This is a genomic window from Roseovarius sp. SCSIO 43702 (assembly GCF_019599045.1).
Lineage (GTDB): Bacteria > Pseudomonadota > Alphaproteobacteria > Rhodobacterales > Rhodobacteraceae > Roseovarius.
On record NZ_CP080623.1, the window covers coordinates 1,633,378 to 1,653,004 of the forward strand.

The 19,627-nt window shown below is 65.6% G+C and carries 17 protein-coding genes and 1 riboswitch; of the genes, 7 read left to right on the plus strand and 10 right to left on the minus strand.

The genetic code is table 11. The annotated features are described in order from the left end of the window. Positions 1 to 32: 32 nt before the first annotated feature. Positions 33 to 2,051 carry a transketolase gene (gene tkt, locus K1T73_RS08020; protein WP_220603403.1) on the minus strand — a complete coding sequence of 673 codons (2,019 nt, stop codon included), beginning with the start codon at positions 2,049 to 2,051 and terminating at the stop codon, positions 33 to 35. Between the two features lie 213 nt (positions 2,052 to 2,264). On the opposite strand from tkt, the gene K1T73_RS08025 reads away from it, so the two are divergent. The 5 genes from K1T73_RS08025 to K1T73_RS08045 all read left to right on the plus strand — a co-directional run bounded on the left by K1T73_RS08025 (position 2,265) and on the right by K1T73_RS08045 (position 6,868). Then, on the plus strand, positions 2,265 to 2,798 hold the full coding sequence (locus K1T73_RS08025; protein ID WP_220603404.1) for a hypothetical protein: 534 nt from the start codon (positions 2,265 to 2,267) through the stop codon (positions 2,796 to 2,798). After that, on the plus strand, positions 2,798 to 3,193 hold the full coding sequence (locus K1T73_RS08030; RefSeq protein WP_220603405.1) for a cell division protein ZapA: 396 nt from the start codon (positions 2,798 to 2,800) through the stop codon (positions 3,191 to 3,193). The genes K1T73_RS08025 and K1T73_RS08030 overlap by 1 nt, the downstream gene beginning before the upstream one ends. 218 nt (positions 3,194 to 3,411) lie before the next feature. Further along, positions 3,412 to 5,754 carry an ATP-dependent helicase gene (locus K1T73_RS08035; RefSeq protein ID WP_220603406.1) on the plus strand — a complete coding sequence of 781 codons (2,343 nt, stop codon included), beginning with the start codon at positions 3,412 to 3,414 and terminating at the stop codon, positions 5,752 to 5,754. A 79-nt stretch (positions 5,755 to 5,833) separates the two neighbouring features. Next, positions 5,834 to 6,181, plus strand: coding sequence for a hypothetical protein (locus tag K1T73_RS08040; protein WP_220603407.1), 348 nt, complete (start codon positions 5,834 to 5,836; stop codon positions 6,179 to 6,181). A 109-nt stretch (positions 6,182 to 6,290) separates the two neighbouring features. After that, positions 6,291 to 6,494: riboswitch (cobalamin riboswitch) on the plus strand. Between the two features lie 104 nt (positions 6,495 to 6,598). Next, positions 6,599 to 6,868 carry a hypothetical protein gene (locus K1T73_RS08045; RefSeq protein WP_220603408.1) on the plus strand — a complete coding sequence of 90 codons (270 nt, stop codon included), beginning with the start codon at positions 6,599 to 6,601 and terminating at the stop codon, positions 6,866 to 6,868. Positions 6,869 to 6,975: 107 nt separating this feature from the next. Here the strand turns inward: K1T73_RS08045 and K1T73_RS08050 are convergent, their stop codons facing one another. Beyond that, positions 6,976 to 8,514, minus strand: coding sequence for a trimethylamine methyltransferase family protein (locus K1T73_RS08050; protein ID WP_220603409.1), 1,539 nt, complete (start codon positions 8,512 to 8,514; stop codon positions 6,976 to 6,978). A 116-nt stretch (positions 8,515 to 8,630) separates the two neighbouring features. Between K1T73_RS08050 and K1T73_RS08055 the strand changes: the two genes are divergently transcribed. Next, positions 8,631 to 9,050, plus strand: a complete 420-nt coding sequence (locus tag K1T73_RS08055) for a cupin domain-containing protein (RefSeq protein WP_259400496.1) — start codon at positions 8,631 to 8,633, stop codon at positions 9,048 to 9,050. 160 nt (positions 9,051 to 9,210) lie between these two features. After that, positions 9,211 to 10,107, plus strand: a complete 897-nt coding sequence (locus K1T73_RS08060; RefSeq protein WP_220603410.1) for a LysR family transcriptional regulator — start codon at positions 9,211 to 9,213, stop codon at positions 10,105 to 10,107. On the opposite strand, the gene K1T73_RS08065 is transcribed toward K1T73_RS08060, so the two are convergent. The 8 genes from K1T73_RS08065 to K1T73_RS08100 form a co-directional block, all read right to left on the minus strand. Next, complete coding sequence (locus tag K1T73_RS08065) at positions 10,092 to 11,537, minus strand: amidohydrolase family protein (protein ID WP_220603411.1); 1,446 nt, start codon at positions 11,535 to 11,537, stop codon at positions 10,092 to 10,094. The genes K1T73_RS08060 and K1T73_RS08065 overlap by 16 nt on opposite strands. After that, the gene (locus tag K1T73_RS08070) at positions 11,530 to 12,921 is read right to left on the minus strand and encodes an amidase (protein WP_259400527.1); all 1,392 of its coding nucleotides are present in this window, start codon (positions 12,919 to 12,921) and stop codon (positions 11,530 to 11,532) included. The genes K1T73_RS08065 and K1T73_RS08070 overlap by 8 nt, the downstream gene beginning before the upstream one ends. 74 nt (positions 12,922 to 12,995) lie before the next feature. Continuing rightward, positions 12,996 to 14,228: an amino acid ABC transporter substrate-binding protein gene (locus tag K1T73_RS08075; protein ID WP_220603413.1), complete on the minus strand. Its 1,233-nt coding sequence runs from the start codon at positions 14,226 to 14,228 to the stop codon at positions 12,996 to 12,998. A gap of 31 nt (positions 14,229 to 14,259) precedes the next feature. Further along, positions 14,260 to 14,982, minus strand: coding sequence for an ABC transporter ATP-binding protein (locus K1T73_RS08080; RefSeq protein ID WP_220603414.1), 723 nt, complete (start codon positions 14,980 to 14,982; stop codon positions 14,260 to 14,262). Positions 14,983 to 15,006: 24 nt separating this feature from the next. After that, entirely contained in the window at positions 15,007 to 15,714 is a 708-nt protein-coding gene (locus K1T73_RS08085; RefSeq protein ID WP_220603415.1) for an ABC transporter ATP-binding protein, read from the minus strand. A 2-nt stretch (positions 15,715 to 15,716) separates the two neighbouring features. Further along, positions 15,717 to 16,598, minus strand: a complete 882-nt coding sequence (locus K1T73_RS08090; protein ID WP_220603416.1) for a branched-chain amino acid ABC transporter permease — start codon at positions 16,596 to 16,598, stop codon at positions 15,717 to 15,719. A 21-nt stretch (positions 16,599 to 16,619) separates the two neighbouring features. Continuing rightward, positions 16,620 to 17,567, minus strand: coding sequence for a branched-chain amino acid ABC transporter permease (locus tag K1T73_RS08095; RefSeq protein ID WP_220603417.1), 948 nt, complete (start codon positions 17,565 to 17,567; stop codon positions 16,620 to 16,622). A gap of 681 nt (positions 17,568 to 18,248) precedes the next feature. Further along, on the minus strand, positions 18,249 to 19,595 hold the full coding sequence (locus tag K1T73_RS08100) for an NAD(P)/FAD-dependent oxidoreductase (RefSeq protein ID WP_220603418.1): 1,347 nt from the start codon (positions 19,593 to 19,595) through the stop codon (positions 18,249 to 18,251). Positions 19,596 to 19,627 lie beyond the last annotated feature (32 nt).

Below are 19,627 nucleotides of genomic sequence, written 5' to 3' on the forward strand. Positions count from 1 at the left end.
GCGCGTGCCTGTGGCGGGCGCCCCATAGGGTATCACAGCAGTGACTTGACCTTTCCGGCCACGGCCTCGGGCGTGATGCCGAACTTTTCGAAGAGCGTTTCCGCGGGAGCTGATGCGCCGAAGCTCTCCATACCCACGAAGCCGGCGCGCGCCTCGCGTCCACGTTCGCCGCAGAGCCAGCGGTCCCACCCCTGGCGCACCGCGGCCTCGACGCCCACGCGCACCGCAGAGCCACCCGGCAGCACGCGCTTGCGATAGCTCTCGTCCTGCTGCTCGAAGAGTTCCCAGCAGGGCATCGAAACGACGCGGGTGCCGATCCCCTCGGCCTGAAGCATGTCGCGGGCGGCCATGGCGATCTCGACCTCGGAGCCGGTGGCAAGCAGAATGGCCTGCCGCTTGCCCTCGGCCTCGGCCAGCACATAGGCGCCCTGCGCGGTGAGATTCTTGGTCTTGTGCTGCGTCCGAAGCGTCTTGAGCCCCTGCCGGGTCAGCGACAGGACCGAGGGCGTCTCCTTGGACGTGAGCGCGATTTCCCAAGCCTCTGCCGTTTCAACCGTGTCGCAGGGGCGGAACACCATGGTGTTGGGCGTCGCGCGCGAGATCGCCAGGTGTTCGACCGGCTGGTGCGTCGGGCCGTCCTCGCCGAGGCCGATGCTGTCATGGGTCATGACGAAGACCGTGGGCACCTTCATCAGCGCCGCGAGGCGCATGGCGGGGCGAGCGTAGTCGGTGAAGCACATGAAGGTGCCGCCATAGGGCCGGATGCCGCCATGAAGCGCCATGCCGTTCATCGCCGCCGCCATGCCGTGCTCGCGGATCCCGTAATGGATGTAGCGGCCTTTCCGGCTGCCGATGTCGAAGATGCCCAGGTCGCCGGTCTTGGTGTTGTTCGAGCCGGTGAGATCGGCCGAGCCGCCCAGCGTCTCGGGCATCACCGGGTTCACCACCTCGAGGACCATTTCCGACGACTTGCGCGTGGCGACCTTGGGGGCCTCCTCGCTCACCTGTTTCTTGAGAGCCTTGATCCGCGCCGAAAGCTGCTTGGGCGCGTCGCCCGCCATGATGCGGGCGAATTCGGCCTGGCGGCGCTCGGACGCTTCCGACAGCCGACCTTCCCACGCCTCGCGCTCGGAACGGCCGCGGCGGCCGATCTCTTCCCATTGCGATTTCACCTCCCCGGGAACCTCGAAGGGGCCATAGTTCCAGCCATAGGCCTCCTTGGCCGCCACGAGCTGATCGTCGTCGGTCAGCGCGCCGTGGCCCTTGGACGTGTCCTGCGCCGCGTGGCCCAGGGCGATGTGCGTCTTGCAGGCGATCATCGAGGGTTTCGAGGATTTCTTCGCCGCCGTGATGGCCGCGTCGATCGCATCGGGATCGTGGCCGTCGATCTCCTGCACGTGCCATCCGGCGGACTTGAACCGCTTGACCTGGTCGGTGTCGTCGGCGAGCGAGACCTTGCCGTCGATGGTGATGTCGTTGTTGTCCCAGAACACCACGAGCTTGCCCAGCCGCAGGCGGCCGGCGAGGGTGATGGCCTCCTGGCTCACGCCCTCCATCAGACAGCCGTCGCCGGCGATCACGTATGTATGGTGATCCACGAGCTTGGCCCCGTGGCGGGCGCGCAGGTGTTCCTCGGCGATGGCGAAGCCCACGGAGTTGGCGATGCCCTGTCCCAGGGGGCCCGTCGTGGTCTCGATCGCGGGGTGAAGGAAGTTCTCGGGATGGCCCGCCGTGGGTGCGCCCCATTGGCGGAAGGCCTTGATCTTGTCGATCTCCATTCCTTCGTGGCCCGTGAGATGCAGCAGCGAGTAGAGCAGCATCGAGCCGTGCCCGGCGGAAAGGATGAAGCGGTCCCGGTCGGGCCACTGGGGCGCGCCGGCGTCGAATTTCAGGTGCTTCTCGTAGAGCACGGTCGCCACGTCGGCCATGCCCATCGGCATTCCGGAATGGCCCGAATTGGCTGCGTTCACCGCATCCAGCGTGAGCGCGCGGATGGCGGCGGCGCGCATCCAGTGATCGGGGTTGGCGGAGCGGAGGGCAGCGATATCCACGGGCAGGCATCCTCTGGCAGGGTGGGATCAGATGGAGCGTGAATACCAGCACCCGGCCAAAGTTCAACCTCTGCCGTCGCGGCGCGGCGCCCGCTTTGCATAAGGCGCGCAATTTTGGCAGGCTTTGGGTAGAGTTGACCCATACGGGTGCCGGGCGCGATTCGCGCCCGGAAGTGTCAAGAGACAGAATAATGATCGAGGGGACGAGGAGAGATGAGCGAGACGGACGCGCTACAGGGGCGCATCATGGCCGCACTCGACCGGATCGGGCAGGGGCTCGAGAAGATGCAGGCCGCGCCGGCGGAGGACGCGCCCGAGACGGGCGAGACGGAACAGCTTCGCCGTGATCTCGAGGAGGAGCGGCTGGCCAATGCTCAGCTCGAGGAACGGGTGAAGGCACTGAGCGCGAAGCTGCGCAAGCTCGAGGAAGAGGGCGCCGCGTCGAGCGGGGCGCGGGAGAAATCCGAGACCGAACGCCGCGACGCGATGCGGCGCATGGACACCGAGCTCCAGGCGCTGAGGCTCGCCAACCAGCAACTGCGCGACAACAACGCCGCGCTGCGCGAGGCCAATGAAACGGGCGTGGTCGAGCCGCATCTGATCAACAAGGCGATGATGGCCGAGCTCGAGGGTCTGCGCGCCGCTCGGGCCGCGGACCGCGCCGAGATGGACCTGGTGCTGGCCGAGCTCGACCGCACGCTCGACACCGGCGGCGAGACCGGTGATGCCGAAACGGAGGATGCCTGATGCCCGAAGTCGAGATCGAGATCGGAGGCCGCAAGTTCGAGGTGTCCTGCCAGGAGGGCGAGGAGCATTACCTGCACACCGCCGCGAAGATGCTGGACGAGGAGGCGACGGTTCTTGCCGCGCAGATCGGCCGGATTCCCGAGGCGCGGATGCTTCTGATGGCGGGGCTGATGCTGGCCGACAAGACCGCGGGCATGCAGGACAAGCTGCGCGAGGCCGAGGACAAGCTGGCCGAACGGGATGCCGAGCTGGCGCGGCTGCGCGACGCGCCGCCGCCCGAGGCGCAGCGGATCGAGGTGCCGGTCCTGCCCGACGGCGTGAGCGATGCGCTGGCCGAGATCGCGGCCCGCGCCGAGGCCCTGGCCGAAGAGGTGGAGGCGAAAGCCGGCGCCTGAGAAGGTTTTCTCGAAACATCTCGCGCGTGATGCGCCGGGGTCCGCGCCAGTGGCAACCGGGGAAGGAGGGGCGTTGCCCCTCACCGTGAAAGCCCGAGGGCTTTCACGGCTCACCCCAGGATATTTCGGGCAAGAAGAAGCGCGGGCGGCGTCCAGGGCGGGAACAATAGCGGAACATTTTCTTTAACTCGCCGCACGGCGCGGGTAGGATGGCGGCCATGAGCGATTTCAGCGATTCAGATGCCTTCGAGGGGGCCTCCCTCTCTGCGCGGGCGATGGCCGCGCGTCCGATGCCCTATCTCGACGATCTCAACCCCGCGCAGCGCGAGGCGGTGGAGCGGCTCGATGGGCCGGTCCTCATGCTTGCGGGGGCGGGGACGGGCAAGACCAAGGCGCTGACCAGCCGGATCGCGCATCTTCTGAACACCGGGGCCGCGCGCCCCAACGAGATCCTGGCGGTGACATTCACCAACAAGGCCGCACGCGAGATGAAGACGCGGGTGGGCCGGCACCTGGGCGAGGCGGTCGAGGGGATGCCGTGGCTGGGGACGTTTCATTCGATCTGCGTGAAACTCCTGCGGCGTCACGCCGAGCTTGTGGGGCTCAAGTCGAACTTCACCATTCTCGACACCGACGATCAGCTTCGGCTTCTGAAACAACTGGTGCAGGCCGCGGGCATCGACGACAAGCGGTGGCCCGCGCGGCAACTGGCGGGCATCATCGACCACTGGAAGAACCGCGCCTGGACACCCGACAAGGTGCCTGCGAGCGAAGCCAGCGCCTATGACGGCAAGGCGGTCGCGCTCTACACGCTTTACCAGACCCGCCTGCGCGAGCTGAACGCGGTCGATTTCGGTGACCTGCTCTTGCACATGGTCGTGATCTTCCAGACCCACGAGGACGTGCTCGCGCAGTATCAACGGTGGTTCCGCTACATCCTCGTGGACGAATACCAGGACACGAACGTCGCGCAATACATGTGGCTGCGCCTTCTGGCCGCCGCGCATCGCAACATCTGCTGCGTGGGCGACGACGACCAGTCGATCTATGGCTGGCGAGGGGCCGAGGTGGGCAACATCCTGCGATTCGAGAAGGACTTTCCGGGCGCGCATGTGGTGCGGCTCGAACAGAACTACCGCTCGACCGAGCATATCCTGGCTGCCGCCGGGGGCGTGATCTCCGCCAACAAGGGGCGGCTCGGCAAGGAACTTTGGACCGATGCGCAGGGCGGCGAGAAAGTGCGCCTGATCGGCCATTGGGACGGCGAGGAGGAGGCGCGCTGGATCGGTGAGGAGATCGAGGCGATGCAGGCGGGCACGCGCGGGATGCGGGCCTTCGGGCTGGACGAGATCGCGATCCTCGTGCGCGCTTCGCACCAGATGCGCGCCTTCGAGGATCGGTTCCTGACGATCGGGATGGCCTATCGCGTGATCGGGGGGCCGCGCTTCTACGAGCGGATGGAGATCCGCGATGCCATGGCCTATTTCCGGCTGGTGGTCAGCCCCGCCGACGACCTGGCCTTCGAGCGGATCGTGAACACGCCCAAGCGCGGGCTGGGTGACAAGGCGCAGCAGACCATCCAGCGCATCGCGCGCGAGAACGGCGTGAGCCTCGTCGATGGCGCGGCTCTCGCGGTCGAACAGGGCGCGATCAAGGGCAAGGGTGCGCAAGAGCTTGGCAAGCTGGTCGTCGACCTGAGCCGCTGGGGTCGGATGACGGGCGACAAGAGCCTGAGCCACATGGAACTGGCCGAGATCATCCTGGACGAATCGGGCTACACCGAGATGTGGCAGAACGACAAGACGCCCGAGGCGCCGGGCCGACTCGAGAACCTTAAGGAACTGGTGAAGGCGCTGGAGGGGTTCGAGAACCTGCAAGGCTTCCTCGAGCATGTCAGCCTCATCATGGACAACGAGAGCGACGAGGCGGGCGAGAAGGTCAGCATCATGACGCTGCACGCCGCGAAGGGGCTGGAGTTTCCGGCCGTCTTCCTGCCGGGCTGGGAGGACGGGCTTTTCCCGTCGCAACGCAGCATGGACGAGAACGGTCTCAAGGGCGTGGAGGAAGAGCGGCGGCTCGCCTACGTCGGAATCACGCGGGCCGAGGAGCTTTGCACCATTTCCTTCGCGGGCAACCGTCGGGTGTTCGGGCAATGGCAGTCCTCGCTGCCCTCGCGCTTCATCGACGAGTTGCCGGAGGAGCATGTGGAGGTGTTGACGCCGCCCGGTCTCTACGGTGGTGGCTATGGCGCGGCGGGCATGACGAGCGGGATCGAGGAGCGTGCAGCGCGGGCCGATGCCTACAACTCGCCCGGTTGGCGAAGGCTTCAGGCGCGGGCAGGCGAGCGGCCCCTGAGCCAGCCCCGCGAGAGCAAGTCGAGCGTCATCGACATGCAGGCCGTGAGCGCGCACACGGTCGGCGAAAGCGTGTTCCACCAGAAGTTCGGCTATGGCCGGATCGAGGGGATCGAGGGCGACAAGCTCGAGATCGCGTTCGAGAAGGCCGGCGTGAAGAAGGTGGTCGCGCGGTTCGTCACCGGGGCGGACGATGTGCCGTTCTGAACGCGCCGGGCCGGGGATGGCTTGATCCGGGCCCGGCTTCTCCTAGCTTCTGCAGGGTAGCGGAAAAGGAGATGTTCACATGATACGAGTTTGTCTGGCCGCAGGAATTTTCGCCCTGGCAACGCCTCTGGCCGCCGCCGACTTGGCGGATGCCGAGTTGATCAACGAGACGATCATCGGCAACACCGTCGAGGGCGAGATGGAAAGCGGCGGTCCCTATGCCGAATTCTATGACGAGGACGGCACGATTCGGGCGCTCGATTACACTGGCGAATGGTCGGTCGAGGAAAACCAGCTCTGCTTCGATTACGGCGAGGAGTCAGCGTGCTGGGATGTGATGATCGACGGCGACGAGGTGACGTGGATGGTGGACGGCAAGGCCGGGGGCACCGGCATCGTTCTCAAAGGAAATCCCAAGGGTTACTGAGCGCGGCGCGTGTTCGCGAAACCTGTCGGGGCGGGGCTGCGGGATGCGCAGCCCCGCCTTTTTCATGCGCGAGTGCAGAGAAGTCTTGATCCGGTTTAGCGCCCGCGGCACAGTCATCGCATCCTAGGGTGCCGCCCCCGAAAGGGGTCGGAGAATTGGGAAGCCGGTTGAAGTCCGGCGCTGCCCCCGCAACGGTAAGGAGGGGCGACAGGGCGTTATGCCACTGGATCGGGATCGATCCGGGAAGGTGCCCGTCGCAGGCCATGCGGCCAACCTCTCAGCCCGGAAACCAGCCTTGGGATCACGTCAAACCGCGGGGGGCGGTGGCGGCGGAGAATGCCCGACTTGTCAAGGCATTGGTCCCCGAAGCTCATCCCCGCCCCAGCCGGCCCGGGGTGTGGTCGGGGAGAAAAACACATGACGATGACACGCATCCTGAGCGGTCTCGAGGAGAGCGAGACGTTGGGCGCCGAGGCGGAGGCCATGGCGCGTTTGGGGTTCCTCGAATGGGCGCTCGCCGCCGAGGGCCAGGTCACGCCGGATACGGTACGCGATGCGCTCGCACACCCGGCAGCGCGGCACGCCGAAAGCGCGGCGGCGCAGGCCTTCGTGGGATATCTGCGCGAGGCCGTGCAGGCGGCGAGCGCACCGCGCGGACGGCGGGGACGGGCGCGTCTGGTGCATTAGCTTGGCAGAAGGCGGTTAACGCCTCCTTCACGTGGTGCCCCGCATGGGGGGCGCGGCGTTCAGGTCGGCCCGCGATGGATGCCACGTCGGTGCATCGAGCCGATGCGTCAGCTTTCCGGAGCCGCGCCTCCCGCCTCCGAAAGCCGGGCCACGCGCTCGCGAAAGGTCGCGAGCCGGTCGGGATCGCCGATGGGATCGGGCGCATCGCGAAGGATGTCCTGCCAGAGCCCGGTCGCACGGGCCGAGGCGTCGATGCCGCCATGCTCGGACCAGGTGCCGAAATTCGACCAGTCGCCCACGAGGGGCTCGTAGAACTCGGTCCGGTAGCGCTCCATCGTGTGTCCGGTGCCGAAGAAATGCCCGCCCGGCGGCACCTCGGCCAGCGCGTCGAGCGCGATCTCGGCGTCATCGGCTGGCGACGGGGTGCAGAGCTCGGCCATCATCTGAAGCACCTCGAGATCGGTGATGAGCTTTTCGTAGGACACGGTCAGCCCGCCTTCGAGCCAACCGGCGGAATGCACGATGACCGTGGCCCCGGCCAGAAGGCAGCCCCAGTTCGCGAACTGCGTCTCGTTCGCCGCCTGCGCGTCGGCGATGTTGGCCGCCGATCCCGAGGCGCAGCGCCAGGGCAGGCCGAGCCGGCGTGCCAGTTGGCCCGCGGCCAGCGAGGCGCGGAAGTGTTCGGGCGTGCCGAAGGCCGGTGCGCCAGTCTTCATGTCCACGTTCGAGGTGAAGGTGCCGTAGCAGACAGGCGCGCCGGGGCGCGCAAGCTGGGTGAGGGTGATCGCGGCCAGCGCCTCGGCGTGGCTGAGCGTGATCGCGCCCGCCACGGTGATGGGCGCCATGGCCCCCATGAGCGTGAAGGGTGTCACGATCGAGACCTGGCCCGCGCGCGCGAAGTCGATTAGCCCCTGCGCCATGGGGATGTCGAGGGTGCGCGGGCTGTTGGTGTTGATGATCGTGTAGCAATGCGGGTTGGCGGCGAACTCGGCGTCCGAGAGGCCGCGGAATTCCTGCAAGAGCTCGAAGCTCTGCCGGACCTGGGGCGTGCCGCGGGCGAAGACGAAGGGCAGCTTGTCGGTCAGCGCGAATTGCGCGTCGAGCGTGGCGTAGTGGCGCAGGTGCATCGGCACGTCCTGCGGCTCGACCAGGGGCGGAACCATGTGGAGCACGTCGAAATGCTGGGTCAGGGTCACGAGCTCGCGGAAGTCGCGTTCGCAGCCTGGCCTGCGCCCGCGCGCAAGGTCGGTGGCATGGGGCGCCCCCGCGCCCGGCTGGAACACCAGCCGGCCCAGTTCGAGCGTCACGTCGCGGTCGCGCGTGGCGGCGCGGCAATGGATCGCGCGGGGGGCGCGGGCCACGGCCGCCTCGACGATATCGCGGCCCAGGCGGACCATCTCGCCCGCCTGGTCGACACGCGCGCCCGCTTTCGAGAAAAGCGCGCGGGCCTCGGGGAGAAGCACCTTGATCCCCAGTCGTTCCAGCACCTCGAGCGCCGCCTCGTGCATCGCCTCGATCCTGTCGTCCGGGAAGGCGCTCATGGTGGGAAAGGGATTGCGCAGGTTGCGGTAATCGGTCCGGCGCGAGGGGGCCGTCCCGGTCTCCTGTCGGGCCTTGCGGCCGCGTCTGCGGGGGGCGGGCGTCATGGCGGGCCTCGCGGACTTCTGTCGGGCCAACTCTAGACAGGTATGTCCGGAGTCGCGAAGGGAATTCGGGGTCCGCCCTTCTTCTTGCCGGGAAATATCCCCGCCGGAGGCTTGAAATGACCTGTCGCGCCCGCTGCGGATTGCGTATTGAGGGCGAGATCGGCGTGAAAGGACAGATCATGGTTAATCTCGAGACATTCGGCGATCTTGCGAAAGTCGATACGGGCGAATTCGCCCCGAAACCCACGACCCTGACCGAGGGGCAGACGGAGGCGGCCGTGACCCTCTGGAGCTCCGGGGACGGCCGCACCAACATCGGTGTCTGGGAATGCACGCCGGGCCATTTCACCGCCGACCGCACCGGGGCGGGGGAGTATTGCCACATCATCCACGGCCGCGCGACGGTACGCGATTCCGACGGTTCGAGAGCGCGCGAGATCGGGCCCGGCGATCTTCTGGTGTTGCCGCAGGGCTGGACGGGCGAATGGATCATCCACGAGCACATGCGCAAGCTCTTCATCATCAGCGCGACGTAGATACCGGCGCGACGTGGATGTCCGAGCCGCCTCGAGATGGACGCGAAGCATGCTTAAGAGACAATGTTGCTCTCGATCTTGAAAGTGCTCGGCTCAGCCGGAAGATGAACGGCGTTCCATGGCTCATGACGGAGTCGGTCACCGGAAAGACGATTGCCAGATGAATTTTCGACAGATCGAGATATTCTACGCGATTTACCGCAGCGGCTCGATCAGTGCGGCCGCGCGCCAGTTGCACACGTCCCAACCAGCGCTCAGCAAGGCGCTCAAACATACGGAATCGCAACTCGGGTTCAAGCTTTTCGATCGGATAAAACAGAGGCTGGTTCCGACCCACGAAGCAAATCTGATCTTCGCCGAGTGTCATCAACTGCAAAAGTCGCTCGATAGCGTGAATGCACTCGGTGAGAAGCTCGCAAATCAATCGCAAAGGACATTGCGCATCGGCTTCCTGCCCAGCCTTGGCGTCGGATTCGCGCCCCGTCTGCTGGCGCGGATGGGTGATGACGCGCTGTCCTTTTCCTGCGAGATCTACACCCATCACTACGACCAGATCCTCGAACGTCTGTTGTCGCACCGACTGGATATCGGCGTGGCATTTTCGCTGCCGCAGCCGCCGGGGCTGCGCAGCGTTCCGGTGGGCAGGATGCGGCTGGTCTATGTCGAGGCCGCGGGCCGTCCCGGCAGTGCCGCACGCGGTCCGATGCAGCTGTCGGACGTGGACAGCACCGGTCTCATCGGCCTCGAGCGCGAGTCGCCCGTGGGCCGCGCGCTCGAAGCCGAGTTCCACCGGCAGGGACGCGACTATACGCCGCGGATCTCGGTGCATACCTACTCGGTCGCCGCTGCCTGCGCCGCCGAAGGGGTCGGTCCCGCCATCGTGGACGAATTCTCGGCCAAATCGACGCCGGGGCTGCATGTGCGCCCGCTCGAGCCGGCCTGCTCATTCGACATCGTGGCCCTGCTCCACGAGCGGCACGCGACCTCACGCGCCGAGGCCGAACTGATCGAGCGCATGATCCGTGTCTGCAAGGTCGAGGGTCACGCCCTGGCGTGAGAGGCGCGGCGCAGGACGCGGCCGGGCCGCGCCTCAGTGCCGGCCTTCAGTACCGGGCGGCCGTTGACATAGACGTCGATGATACCTTCCGAGGGCAGGGCCGGATCGGCATAGCCCGCACGATCCGCGATCCGGTCCGGATCGAAGAGTACCAGATCGGCAAAGAAGCCTTGCTGCAGCCGTCCGCGCCGCGCGAGGCCAAAGACCTGCGCGGGCAGCGAGGTCATGCGACGCACCGCCTCGGGCAGGCTCAGCATCTTCTGCTCGCGCACGTAGCGGCCCAGCACCCTCGGGAACGCGCCCCAGAGGCGGGGATGGGCGTTCGGTCCGGGAATGCCGTCAGAGCCGATCATCACGCGCGGATGGCGCAGGATGCGCGTGATGTCCTCTTCGCTCATCTGGAAATAGATCGCCACGCCGGGCATCAGGCGGCGGGCGGCCTCTTCGGCATCGCAGCCCATCTCGGTGGCGATCTCGTCCAGATAGCGGCCCGCGGCCCCCGGATGAGGGTCCGATGCGGCGATGAGGATGCGGTCGGCATCCTTGACCTTGTGCGGCAAAAGCACGGTGGAGCTTGCGTCGTATGGATATTGATCCAGTGCCACATCCTGCTCGCGCAGCGCGGTGTCGATCATCGCCAGCGTCTCGCGCGACCGGCCGAAATTGGCGCGCCCGATGCATTTGTGATGCGAGATGACGACCGGAACGCCCGCCTCGCGTCCGATCTGCAGCGTCTCGGCCACCGATTGCGCGACCTGATCGCGCTCGTCGCGCATATGGGTGACGTAGCGCGCGCCGGGATGGGCCGCGAGGCGGCGGGCGATGGCGGTAACCTCGGCGGTGGGGGCATGGGTGGCGACCGGGTAGGCGAGACCCGTGCTGAGGCCAAGAACGCCGGCCTCCAGCGCCTCGTCCAATAGGGCGCACATGGCCGCGACCTCACCGGTCGTCGCGGGCCGCGCGACATCATCCATAACGCGGGTCCGCATCACGCCATGACCCGCCAGCACACCGACATTGACCCGGGGCTGGGCCGCCTCAAGCGCCGCGAAGTAGGCTGCAAAATTGTCAAACCGATAGACCTCGCGCCCGCCGAGGAGAGCCAGCGGCTCGGGCAGCGCAGAGGGCGCATCAAGTGGCGCCAGCGAGATGCCGCAATTGCCGACGATAATGCTGGTCACACCCTGCGACACGACGAAAGGCAGGTCGGGCTGATCAAGCGCCGCGCGGTCGTGATGGGTATGCACGTCGATGAAGCCCGGCGCGAGGCATTGACCGCCCGCGTCGATCCGCTGCGTCGGCTGCCATTCCGATAGATCCCCCACAGCGGCGATAGTATCGCCGCGCACTGCGACGCCGCCGCGAATCTCGGGACCACCCAGCCCATCGAGAAGCCGGGCATTCTCGATGATGAGATCGCACTCAGGCACGGGTCTGGGCTCGCGGCTTCGCGGCCGTCAGGTCTGGCCGCGGCATCGGTGCGAGGCGCTCTTCCAGCGCACGGCCGAGCGCGAGGATCGTCTCTTCGCCGAAGGGCGCGCCCATCAACTGTACGCCATGCGGGAGGCCCGCTGCCGTCAGCCCGGTTGGGATCGCCAGCGCGCAGGTCGCCAGATAATTGGCCGGGCGGGTGAACTGCGCCAATGGCGCGGCGGATTCGTCCACGTCGTCCAACGGCGGCGCGGCAAACGGAATGCCTGGCGTCAGGATCGCGTCAAAGCGCTGCATATAGTCCCGATAGCGCGCGATATGGGCCTGCCGTGTCTCGAGCGCGGCGAGGTAATCCGAGGCGCTGACCGATGCGCCGCCCAGCACCCGCGCCCGCACAGGATCATTGATCGGTACGGATGTGTCATGGATATAGGCGCGGTGGACGTGATAGGCCTCGGCGGCGATCAGAATGCCGTTTAGCTCGGTCAATTCGGCAAAGTCGAAGGGTAGTTCGGTCTCAATGAGGCGCACGCCGGCGGCGCGTAGCGCCTCCTGCGCGCCCATATAGGCGGCTTCGATCTCGGTCGTGACGGCGATGGGAAAACTCTGCGGCGCCATCACGGCGACGCAGCGGCCCTCGGCGCGCTGCCTGTTATAGCCAAGCGCGGCGGAACGCCCATCTTCGCGCATCGCGTGGTAGAGCAGCGCGGCATCCTCGACGCACAGCGTCATCGGCCCCAGCGAATCCAGCGTTCGCGACAGCGTCAGGCAGCCCTCGAGGCTGATCCGGCCATGGGTCACCTTCAGCCCCACGAGCCCCGTCAGGCTGGCCGGAATGCGTACCGATCCGCCCGTGTCGCTGCCGATGGCCGCGGGGCAAAGACCGGCAGCCACGGCGACGCCCGAGCCGCTGGACGAGCCGCCCGGAATGCGGTGCGTGTTCATGTCATAGGGATTGCGCGGCGTGCCGCGCGCGGCGTTCGTGCCCCAACCACCAAAGGCGAATTCGACCATCTCGGTGCGCCCCAGCGGAATCATGCCTGCCCGCAGCAGGCGCTGCAGCGCGGGTGCCGTCGCCTCGGCCTTGCGGCCAGCCATGGAGAGACTGCCGAACTCGCAGCCGTGGCCCGCCCAGCCGATCAGATCCTTGAGCGCGACGGGCAGGCCGTGCAGCGGTCCGAGGCAGATGCCGGCCGCGCGCAGGCGGTCCAGACCTTCGGCAGCGGCCCGCGCCTCGGCTTCGTAGACCTCGCAAAAGGCGCGCAGCGTGCCGTCATGGGCGCGGATGCGGTCGAGGCAGCCCGACACGATTTCCACGGAGGTGGTCTGTCCGGCAGTCAGCGCGCGCGAAAGATCGGTGAGGGTCGTATAAGGTGAGATCATCTCGCGCACTCGCCTATGGAGGTCGATTAGGGGCGCCGGAGCATGGGATACATGCTCCGGCGCAGGGTCAGGGCTTAGCGTTCGTCCCAGGCGGGGATGGGATAGATAGGCTCGGCCACCGCGACCTCGGGAGGCCAAACGGTCTCCATGCCGCCACCGGGCTGAAGTTGGACCACCGGGAACGGCATTTTCAGTTGTTTGCCGGTTTCATCAATGGCGTAGGGACCCGCCAAAACGGTCAGCTCGCCCGACAATTCCATTGCCGCCGCCTTGAGCGCGTCTGCATCGAGGCTCTCGGCATTCTCGAGGATCTCGCCCGCTATCACGCCTGCGCCATATGCCAGAACGGTCTGGAAGTCGGGCTCATAGCTCACATCGGGAAAGAGCCGCTCATAGGCCGCGAGAAACCCGTCGCGCCCCATTCCGGCGGTGATGTCCCAGTTGATCGTCGGGTGGAAATTGGTGTGGCTGTAGATGTAGTTGGCATCCTCGCCGATGTCCTGGAATTGCGGCGTTGAGGCATAGACCATGAAGGTCATCGGGAACGACACGTTCATCTGCCGCATCTGACGGACCATCGAGATCAGATCCCCCTCGTAGGAGGTCGGATAGAAGAGCTCTGCCCCTGACGCCTTGGCCTTCTGCAGCAGGAGGCTGAAATCCTTGGCGCCCTTGGGATAGGTTTCCTGCATCACGACCTCGATGCCACGCTCTTCGGCGAGAGCGCGTGCGCCATCGGCCAAGCCCGCCGGGAACGGCTCGTCCACCGAGATGATGGCGACGGATTTGACGCCCAGATCGGCGGCCAGGTCCATGCTGGCCAGCGGCATCCGCGACACCGGCATCTGCGTGGCCGAGACGATATTCTCGAATCCTTGCGCATAGAGCGCATCCGAGGCGGCGGACCAGATCACCAGAAACTTGTCCAGCCGTTCGGCGGTGGTCGCGGCGGCGGCCGACAGGGTCGAGCCGAAGGGCGCCATCAACAGATCGACATCTTCGTTGACGATCAGATCCTCGTAGACGCGGGCGACCATCTGCTTGTCGCTCCGATCATCGCGCTTGACCAGCTCGACCATGCGCTTTTCGCCGCCCACGTCGAGACCGCCGGCGGCATTGACTTCGTCCACCCAGATCTCGACGCCGCGCACGCCCGATTGCGAGGCGAGCGCGTAATTGCCCGCCGACGAGACGGTCATGCCGATGCGGATGGGATCGGCCTCGGCCGCGGCGCCGGTGCCCAGCATCGCGGCGGCGGCGGTAAAGACCGCCCCCTTGAGCAGCGTGCGCTTGTTCATCTTGATCATTTTCCTTCTCCTCCTCTGCTAGGTCGACGCGTCAGGCGTCGACTTTGTAATTCATCCATTCCGAGACCATGTCCCGCAGCTTGTCGTCGCTGGCAAAATCCTCGCGCGTGCCCTCGGCCTTGTTGCGGCCCAGCTCGAGGATATAGAGGCGGTCCGCGATCTCGGCGCAGGAACGCACGTTTTGATCCACCAGCAGGATTGTCGCGCCCCGGTCCGCGAGAGTGCGGGTAAGTGCGTAGATCTCCTTGGAAATCTTGGGCGCGATCATTGCCGTCGGCTCGTCCAGCAGGATCACCTTTGGGTCGATCACCAGCGCGCGTGCGATCTCGAGAAAGCGTTGCTGTCCCCCGCTGAGAGACGAGGCGGCGTTGCCGGCGCGCTCGGCGAGGATCGGAAATTCGTCAAATACCCGGTCGATCGCGGCATTGACGCGCTTCTTGTCGCGGCGGAACGGCCAGCAGCCCAGAAGCAGGTTGTCGCGCACCGACAGATCCGCAAAGACGCTGCGATGCTGCGGCACGAACGCGATCCCTTCGAGCGCGCGTTCAAAGGCCTTTTGCCGGGTGATGTCCTGATCGCCGAAGCGGATCGTGCCGCTTATCGGGCGCAGAAGACCGAAGAATGTTTTGAGCACCGTCGACTTGCCGGCGCCGTTCGGGCCGATGATGCCGGTGACCTCGCCGGGGCGCCCCGTCACGGCCACATCGTCCAGAACGATGATGTCCCTGTTATAGGCGACCTGGATCCCTTCCATGGATAGTGTCTGTCCTTCCATATCTCAGGCTCCCAGATAGGCTTCGATGACGTCGGGATTGGCTTGCACCGTGGCGGCGTCACCTCGAGCGAGAATGCGGCCCTCGTGCATCACAATGATGTCGTGGGACAGCTCATAGATCGAAGTCAGGTCGTGGCTCACCAGGATGACGCTGCACCCGGTGTCCTCGGGCATCTCGCGGATCACGTCGATGAGCAGGCGCGAGAGCGTGGGATTGACCCCTGCAAAGGGCTCGTCCAGCAGCACCAGCTTGGGACGGGCGACCATGATGCGCGCCAGTTCCAGCAGCTTTTGCTGGCCGCCCGACAGTTCTTCGGCGTAGTTGTGGCGCAAATCATAGAGCTGCACCTTTTTCAGCCATGTGATGCGGATCTCGTCGCGCTCGGCGCGGTTCAGGCTGCGCGACAGCAGCGGCACCGCCAGATTGTCCCACAGCGTCATGCGCGGAAATACCCTTGGTACCTGGAACGTGCGCCCGACACCGTGCTCGAACACCTGCGCGGGCTTGAGGCCGATCAACTCCGTGCCCTCCAGCCGGATCGAACCACTTGATGCAATGTAGATGCCGTTGATGCAGTTGAGCATCGTTGTCTTGCCCGAGCCGTTCATTCCCAGCACACCGAGAATGCTACGCTCGGGCACCTCGAAGTCCAGTCCTGCGAGCGCTCGCAGACCGCCGAAATCCTTTACGAGTCCCTCGATGCGCAACATCGCTATTTCAGTGCCTCCCGTCCAAATAGGCCGGTCGGCCGAACCAGGATGACACCGATAAGCAGCAGGAAGCCCAATAGTGTCGCGGTCGTTCCGCTGGTATAGACCAGCGCCGTCTGCTCGGTCAGACCAAAGATGATGCCGCCCACCACTGCGCCCACCGGATGGCCCAGCCCGCCCAGCACGATCACGATGAACCCGATCAGCGTGTAGTCCTGCCCGATAAAGGGAGAGAACGAGGGAAAGATCAGCGCCACCAGAACGCCGGTGATCCCCGCCAGCCCCAGCCCGAGGCCGAATGTCATGGCCGACATCCGCTCGAGATCGACACCGACTATCTGCACCGCGTCACGGTTCATGATGATGGCGCGCAGCGCCTTGCCCGGCAGCGTACGGTAGAGGAACCAGGCCAGGATGGCCGTGATCACCACGATGATTCCGAGGGCCAGCAGCTTGGACGTGGGCACGATGATCGAGCCGAACATGAAGAACGGCGGGTCGATCGAATAGGCCAGCGAGCGCGAATCCGCCTCGAAAAAGATCAGCATCAGCGCGCCAAGGGCGATGGCCACGCCGAACATCACCAGGAGGGACGCGTGTTCGGGATCGTCCGATTTTGCAAGCCGCCGGATCAACAGGAAATAGAGCCCGTATCCCGTCGCGCCAAAGACCGCAAAGATCAGCGGCATCGCCACGAATGGCGACAGGCCCATCCATTGCTGTGCGAAATAGGCGCCGTAGGCTCCGAGGATGATGAACTCGCCATGGGCGAAGTTGACGACCCTGAGCACGCCGAAGATGACGTTGAGGCTGAGCCCGATCAGCGCGTAGATCGTGCCGAGGATGATCCCGTTCACGAGACCTTGGAGGAGGAGTTCATTCATGGCGTCAGTCCTTGCTCGGGGTCACGGGATGTATTTGCGAAGTTTGGAGAACCGCTGCGCGAAGGCGCCGACGATTCCGCGCGGCAGCATCAGCATCAGCACGACGATGATCACGCCCAGAAGCAAGAGGTTGAGCGTCGGAAACTGGCGCCAGATCAGCTGGTCCACGCCATAGAGCAGGCCGCTGCCGAGGATCGGACCGACGAGATATCCCAGACCGCCCGCCATGGCGTAGACGATGCTCTTGGCGGTGATGAGCAGGTTGAACGACGACTCCAGATCTATCGCGTTTGTGTACCACGCCTCGACCCCGCCGACGAGCGCGGGAAAGAGTGCTGCCGAGATCCACGCCTTCATGCGGGTGCCGACCACGTTGACGCCGACCACCGCCGCCGCCTCCTGATCGTCGCGGATCGCACGCAGTGCCGTGCCGGTGCGCGACATCGACAGCCATGTGCCGCAGGCCAACAGCATCAGCAGGACGATGAACATCGCGTAATAGGCCGCGAGCGGGTTGTTCGCGCTCGACAGGATCAGGCCCAGGCTGCCGCCGGTGATTTCGGCCGGCATCAGCGCGATGGTCAGTTTCGCCGCCATCGCCAGGGCAAGGCTGACGATGCCGAAATAGACCCCCCGAAGCCGCAAGGTCGGCGCCAGCAGCAGGCCCACGGCGACCCCCATCAGCCCCGCGCCGATGAGGGCCACGGGGATGGGAAGACCGAATGTCTTGTAGAGGATGCCGGTGGCATAGGCACCGACGCCGTAGAAGGCGACATAGCCGAAGGGCATGTATCCCGCGAGACCGGCGACGAAGTTGAACGCGCTGGCCATGATGATCCAGAGCATCATGTAGAACATGAAGGACAGGTTGTCGGTGAAGAGGGGAACGGCCGCGAAGCACACCGTCAGTAGCGTCACGACACCGATCCAGATCAATATCTTGATCTTGCTGTCCAGTTTATCTTCCATCGGAGAATGGGATCCTCGAAGCGGCGTGGATGTCCATAAGAGCAAAACGACACGGTCTTGTCCTATACATAGTCGAGGCGGACCCATAACCTGCGGATATGACCCCGGGCTTCTGGCTCGGCCCTGGTAGGGAGGTGCGCCGGGCGCGGATCCTTTCGTGCTGGGCCGGATGTGGGCCGGGGTGGGGGGACCGCCGGAGTGTCGCGGGGATTCGGTTAACCGGGGGCGGGCGGTTTCGCGAGGATGGGGGAATTGTACGCAGGCCGTTCGCCGGCCGGGGCGCGAATCGGAGCGGGCGGGCCAGTTAACGCGAGGAAATGCGGCGATTCGGGACGTCGGTATCCATGTCGGTATCCACGTCGGTATCGCGTCGGTGTTTCGGGGCCGGAACCCCGGGTTTAACGGAGCGCGCGGTGGGGTCACGTTAACCCTTGGGAAAGGGGGTGAAAAACGGGGCTTGATCTTCATGAAAGACGGCCGGGGTTTTTCACGGTGAGGGGCGGGTGCCCCGCAGCGGTGGGCCGGAGTGCCAACCCTGCGGGTCAGCGGCTAAGGGGTGTTCTGGGTCAAGGGTGACGGCTAGCGCAAATGCGGCATTCTGCAGACGCGGCGGAAAGGCGGCGGAGAAGTCGGCCCTTAGCTGCCGTTGAAAGATCGCGCAGCGAAAGGCTGCTGCTCGTTTCAGAACATCGAGCCGATATCGGAGGCTCCCGTCGGATAGGCCGCGGGCATCGACTTCACCTGTGCCGCCGTCAGCCCCAACTTGATCGCCAATGAGAAGACATTGATCAGCTCGGCGTAGTCTGGGCCGAACATGTGCGCGCCGAGCACCTTGCCATCCTTGCCGGTAATGACCTTCGCGCCCGCATGGCTTTCGCCAAGCCGCTTCTGCGAGAACCAGCCCGAGGTGTCGGTAAAGCTGACATCGACTTCGCCCCTTTCTCGCGCCTCCTCCTCGAGGAGACCAACCCGGGCCAACTCGGGGATGGTAAACACGACGCTCGGCACGCCGGTGTAGTCGGGCTCGGTCCGCTTGTCCTTCAGCATGTTCGAGGCTGCGATCTTGCCCTCGAAGACCGCCACGGGGGTTAACGGCTTGCCGGGGGAAGCGGCGGCGTCGCCAGCCGCGAAGATGCGTCGGTTCGACTGCGATTGGAGCCAAGGGGTGACCTTCACGCCGCCGCGCTCAGTCTCGATGCCTCCGGCGGCGAGGTCGAGGTGGTCGATGGCGGGCACCCTTCCTGCGCCGTGGACAAGGAGGTCGGCCTCGATGGCATGGTTCTCGTCCCCCCTCCGGTAGACCACGCGGTGCGCACCATCCTTATCCTCGGCCTGCTCGATCGCCGCCTCGGCCACGATCTCGATCCCTACCGCGCGGCTGCGCTCGATCAGCATGTCGACAAGATCGGGGTCGAACATCTTCAGCTGCCGCGCGCCACGGTCGAGGATCGTCACCTCCGCCCCCGCCCGCGCCGCGATATGGGCGAACTCGAATGAGATGTAGCCGCCGCCGACGAAGACGATCCGGCGGGGCAACTCGGCGAGGTTCAGAAAGTCGGTGCTGTCGATCAGTTTTTCGACGCCGGAGAACTCCAGCACCCGCGGCTTAGCCCCCGTGGCGATAAGCGCGTGGCGGAAGCCGATCTCGCCATGACCTTCGATCCCGATCCGGTCTTCAGCGGTGAAGCGCGCGCGGCCATGCAGCGTTTGCACCCCGGCCTCCTTCAGCCCGCTTTCCATGTTCTCGGGCACCGGGTCGGTGAAGCTTTCCTTGTGCTTCATCAGCGCGGGCCAGTCGATCTGGGTCTGGCCCGTGACGCCCTTGCCTTTGAGCCGCCGAGCGGCCTCGACCGCTTCGGCACCGGCACGCAACATCTTCTTCGGATCGCAACCCCTGAGCGCGCAGGTGCCGCCGTAAGGCAGTTCATCGACAATGGCGACCGACCAGCCGGCCTTGCTGCATTTCTTCGCAGCGTTGATCCCGGCCATGCCGGCACCAATGACGATCAGGTCGAGTGTTTCGGTCATACATGTTCCTCGTTTCTCACATGTTGGGCTGG

Excerpts from the sequence above, each read along its gene's own strand:
- K1T73_RS08025 (WP_220603404.1), top strand. The coding sequence starts at position 2,265 with ATGAGCGAGACGGACGCGCTACAGGGGCGCATCATGGCCGCACTCGAC.
- K1T73_RS08030 (WP_220603405.1), top strand. The coding sequence starts at position 2,798 with ATGCCCGAAGTCGAGATCGAGATCGGAGGCCGCAAGTTCGAGGTGTCC.
- K1T73_RS08035 (WP_220603406.1), top strand. The coding sequence starts at position 3,412 with ATGAGCGATTTCAGCGATTCAGATGCCTTCGAGGGGGCCTCCCTCTCT.
- K1T73_RS08040 (WP_220603407.1), top strand. The coding sequence starts at position 5,834 with ATGATACGAGTTTGTCTGGCCGCAGGAATTTTCGCCCTGGCAACGCCT.
- K1T73_RS08045 (WP_220603408.1), top strand. The coding sequence starts at position 6,599 with ATGACGATGACACGCATCCTGAGCGGTCTCGAGGAGAGCGAGACGTTG.
- K1T73_RS08050 (WP_220603409.1), bottom strand. The coding sequence starts at position 8,514 with ATGACGCCCGCCCCCCGCAGACGCGGCCGCAAGGCCCGACAGGAGACC.
- K1T73_RS08055 (WP_259400496.1), top strand. The coding sequence starts at position 8,631 with ATGACCTGTCGCGCCCGCTGCGGATTGCGTATTGAGGGCGAGATCGGC.
- K1T73_RS08060 (WP_220603410.1), top strand. The coding sequence starts at position 9,211 with ATGAATTTTCGACAGATCGAGATATTCTACGCGATTTACCGCAGCGGC.
- K1T73_RS08070 (WP_259400527.1), bottom strand. The coding sequence starts at position 12,921 with ATGATCTCACCTTATACGACCCTCACCGATCTTTCGCGCGCGCTGACT.
- K1T73_RS08075 (WP_220603413.1), bottom strand. The coding sequence starts at position 14,228 with ATGATCAAGATGAACAAGCGCACGCTGCTCAAGGGGGCGGTCTTTACC.
- K1T73_RS08080 (WP_220603414.1), bottom strand. The coding sequence starts at position 14,982 with ATGGAAGGGATCCAGGTCGCCTATAACAGGGACATCATCGTTCTGGAC.
- K1T73_RS08085 (WP_220603415.1), bottom strand. The coding sequence starts at position 15,714 with ATGTTGCGCATCGAGGGACTCGTAAAGGATTTCGGCGGTCTGCGAGCG.
- K1T73_RS08090 (WP_220603416.1), bottom strand. The coding sequence starts at position 16,598 with ATGAATGAACTCCTCCTCCAAGGTCTCGTGAACGGGATCATCCTCGGC.
- K1T73_RS08095 (WP_220603417.1), bottom strand. The coding sequence starts at position 17,567 with ATGGAAGATAAACTGGACAGCAAGATCAAGATATTGATCTGGATCGGT.
- K1T73_RS08100 (WP_220603418.1), bottom strand. The coding sequence starts at position 19,595 with ATGACCGAAACACTCGACCTGATCGTCATTGGTGCCGGCATGGCCGGG.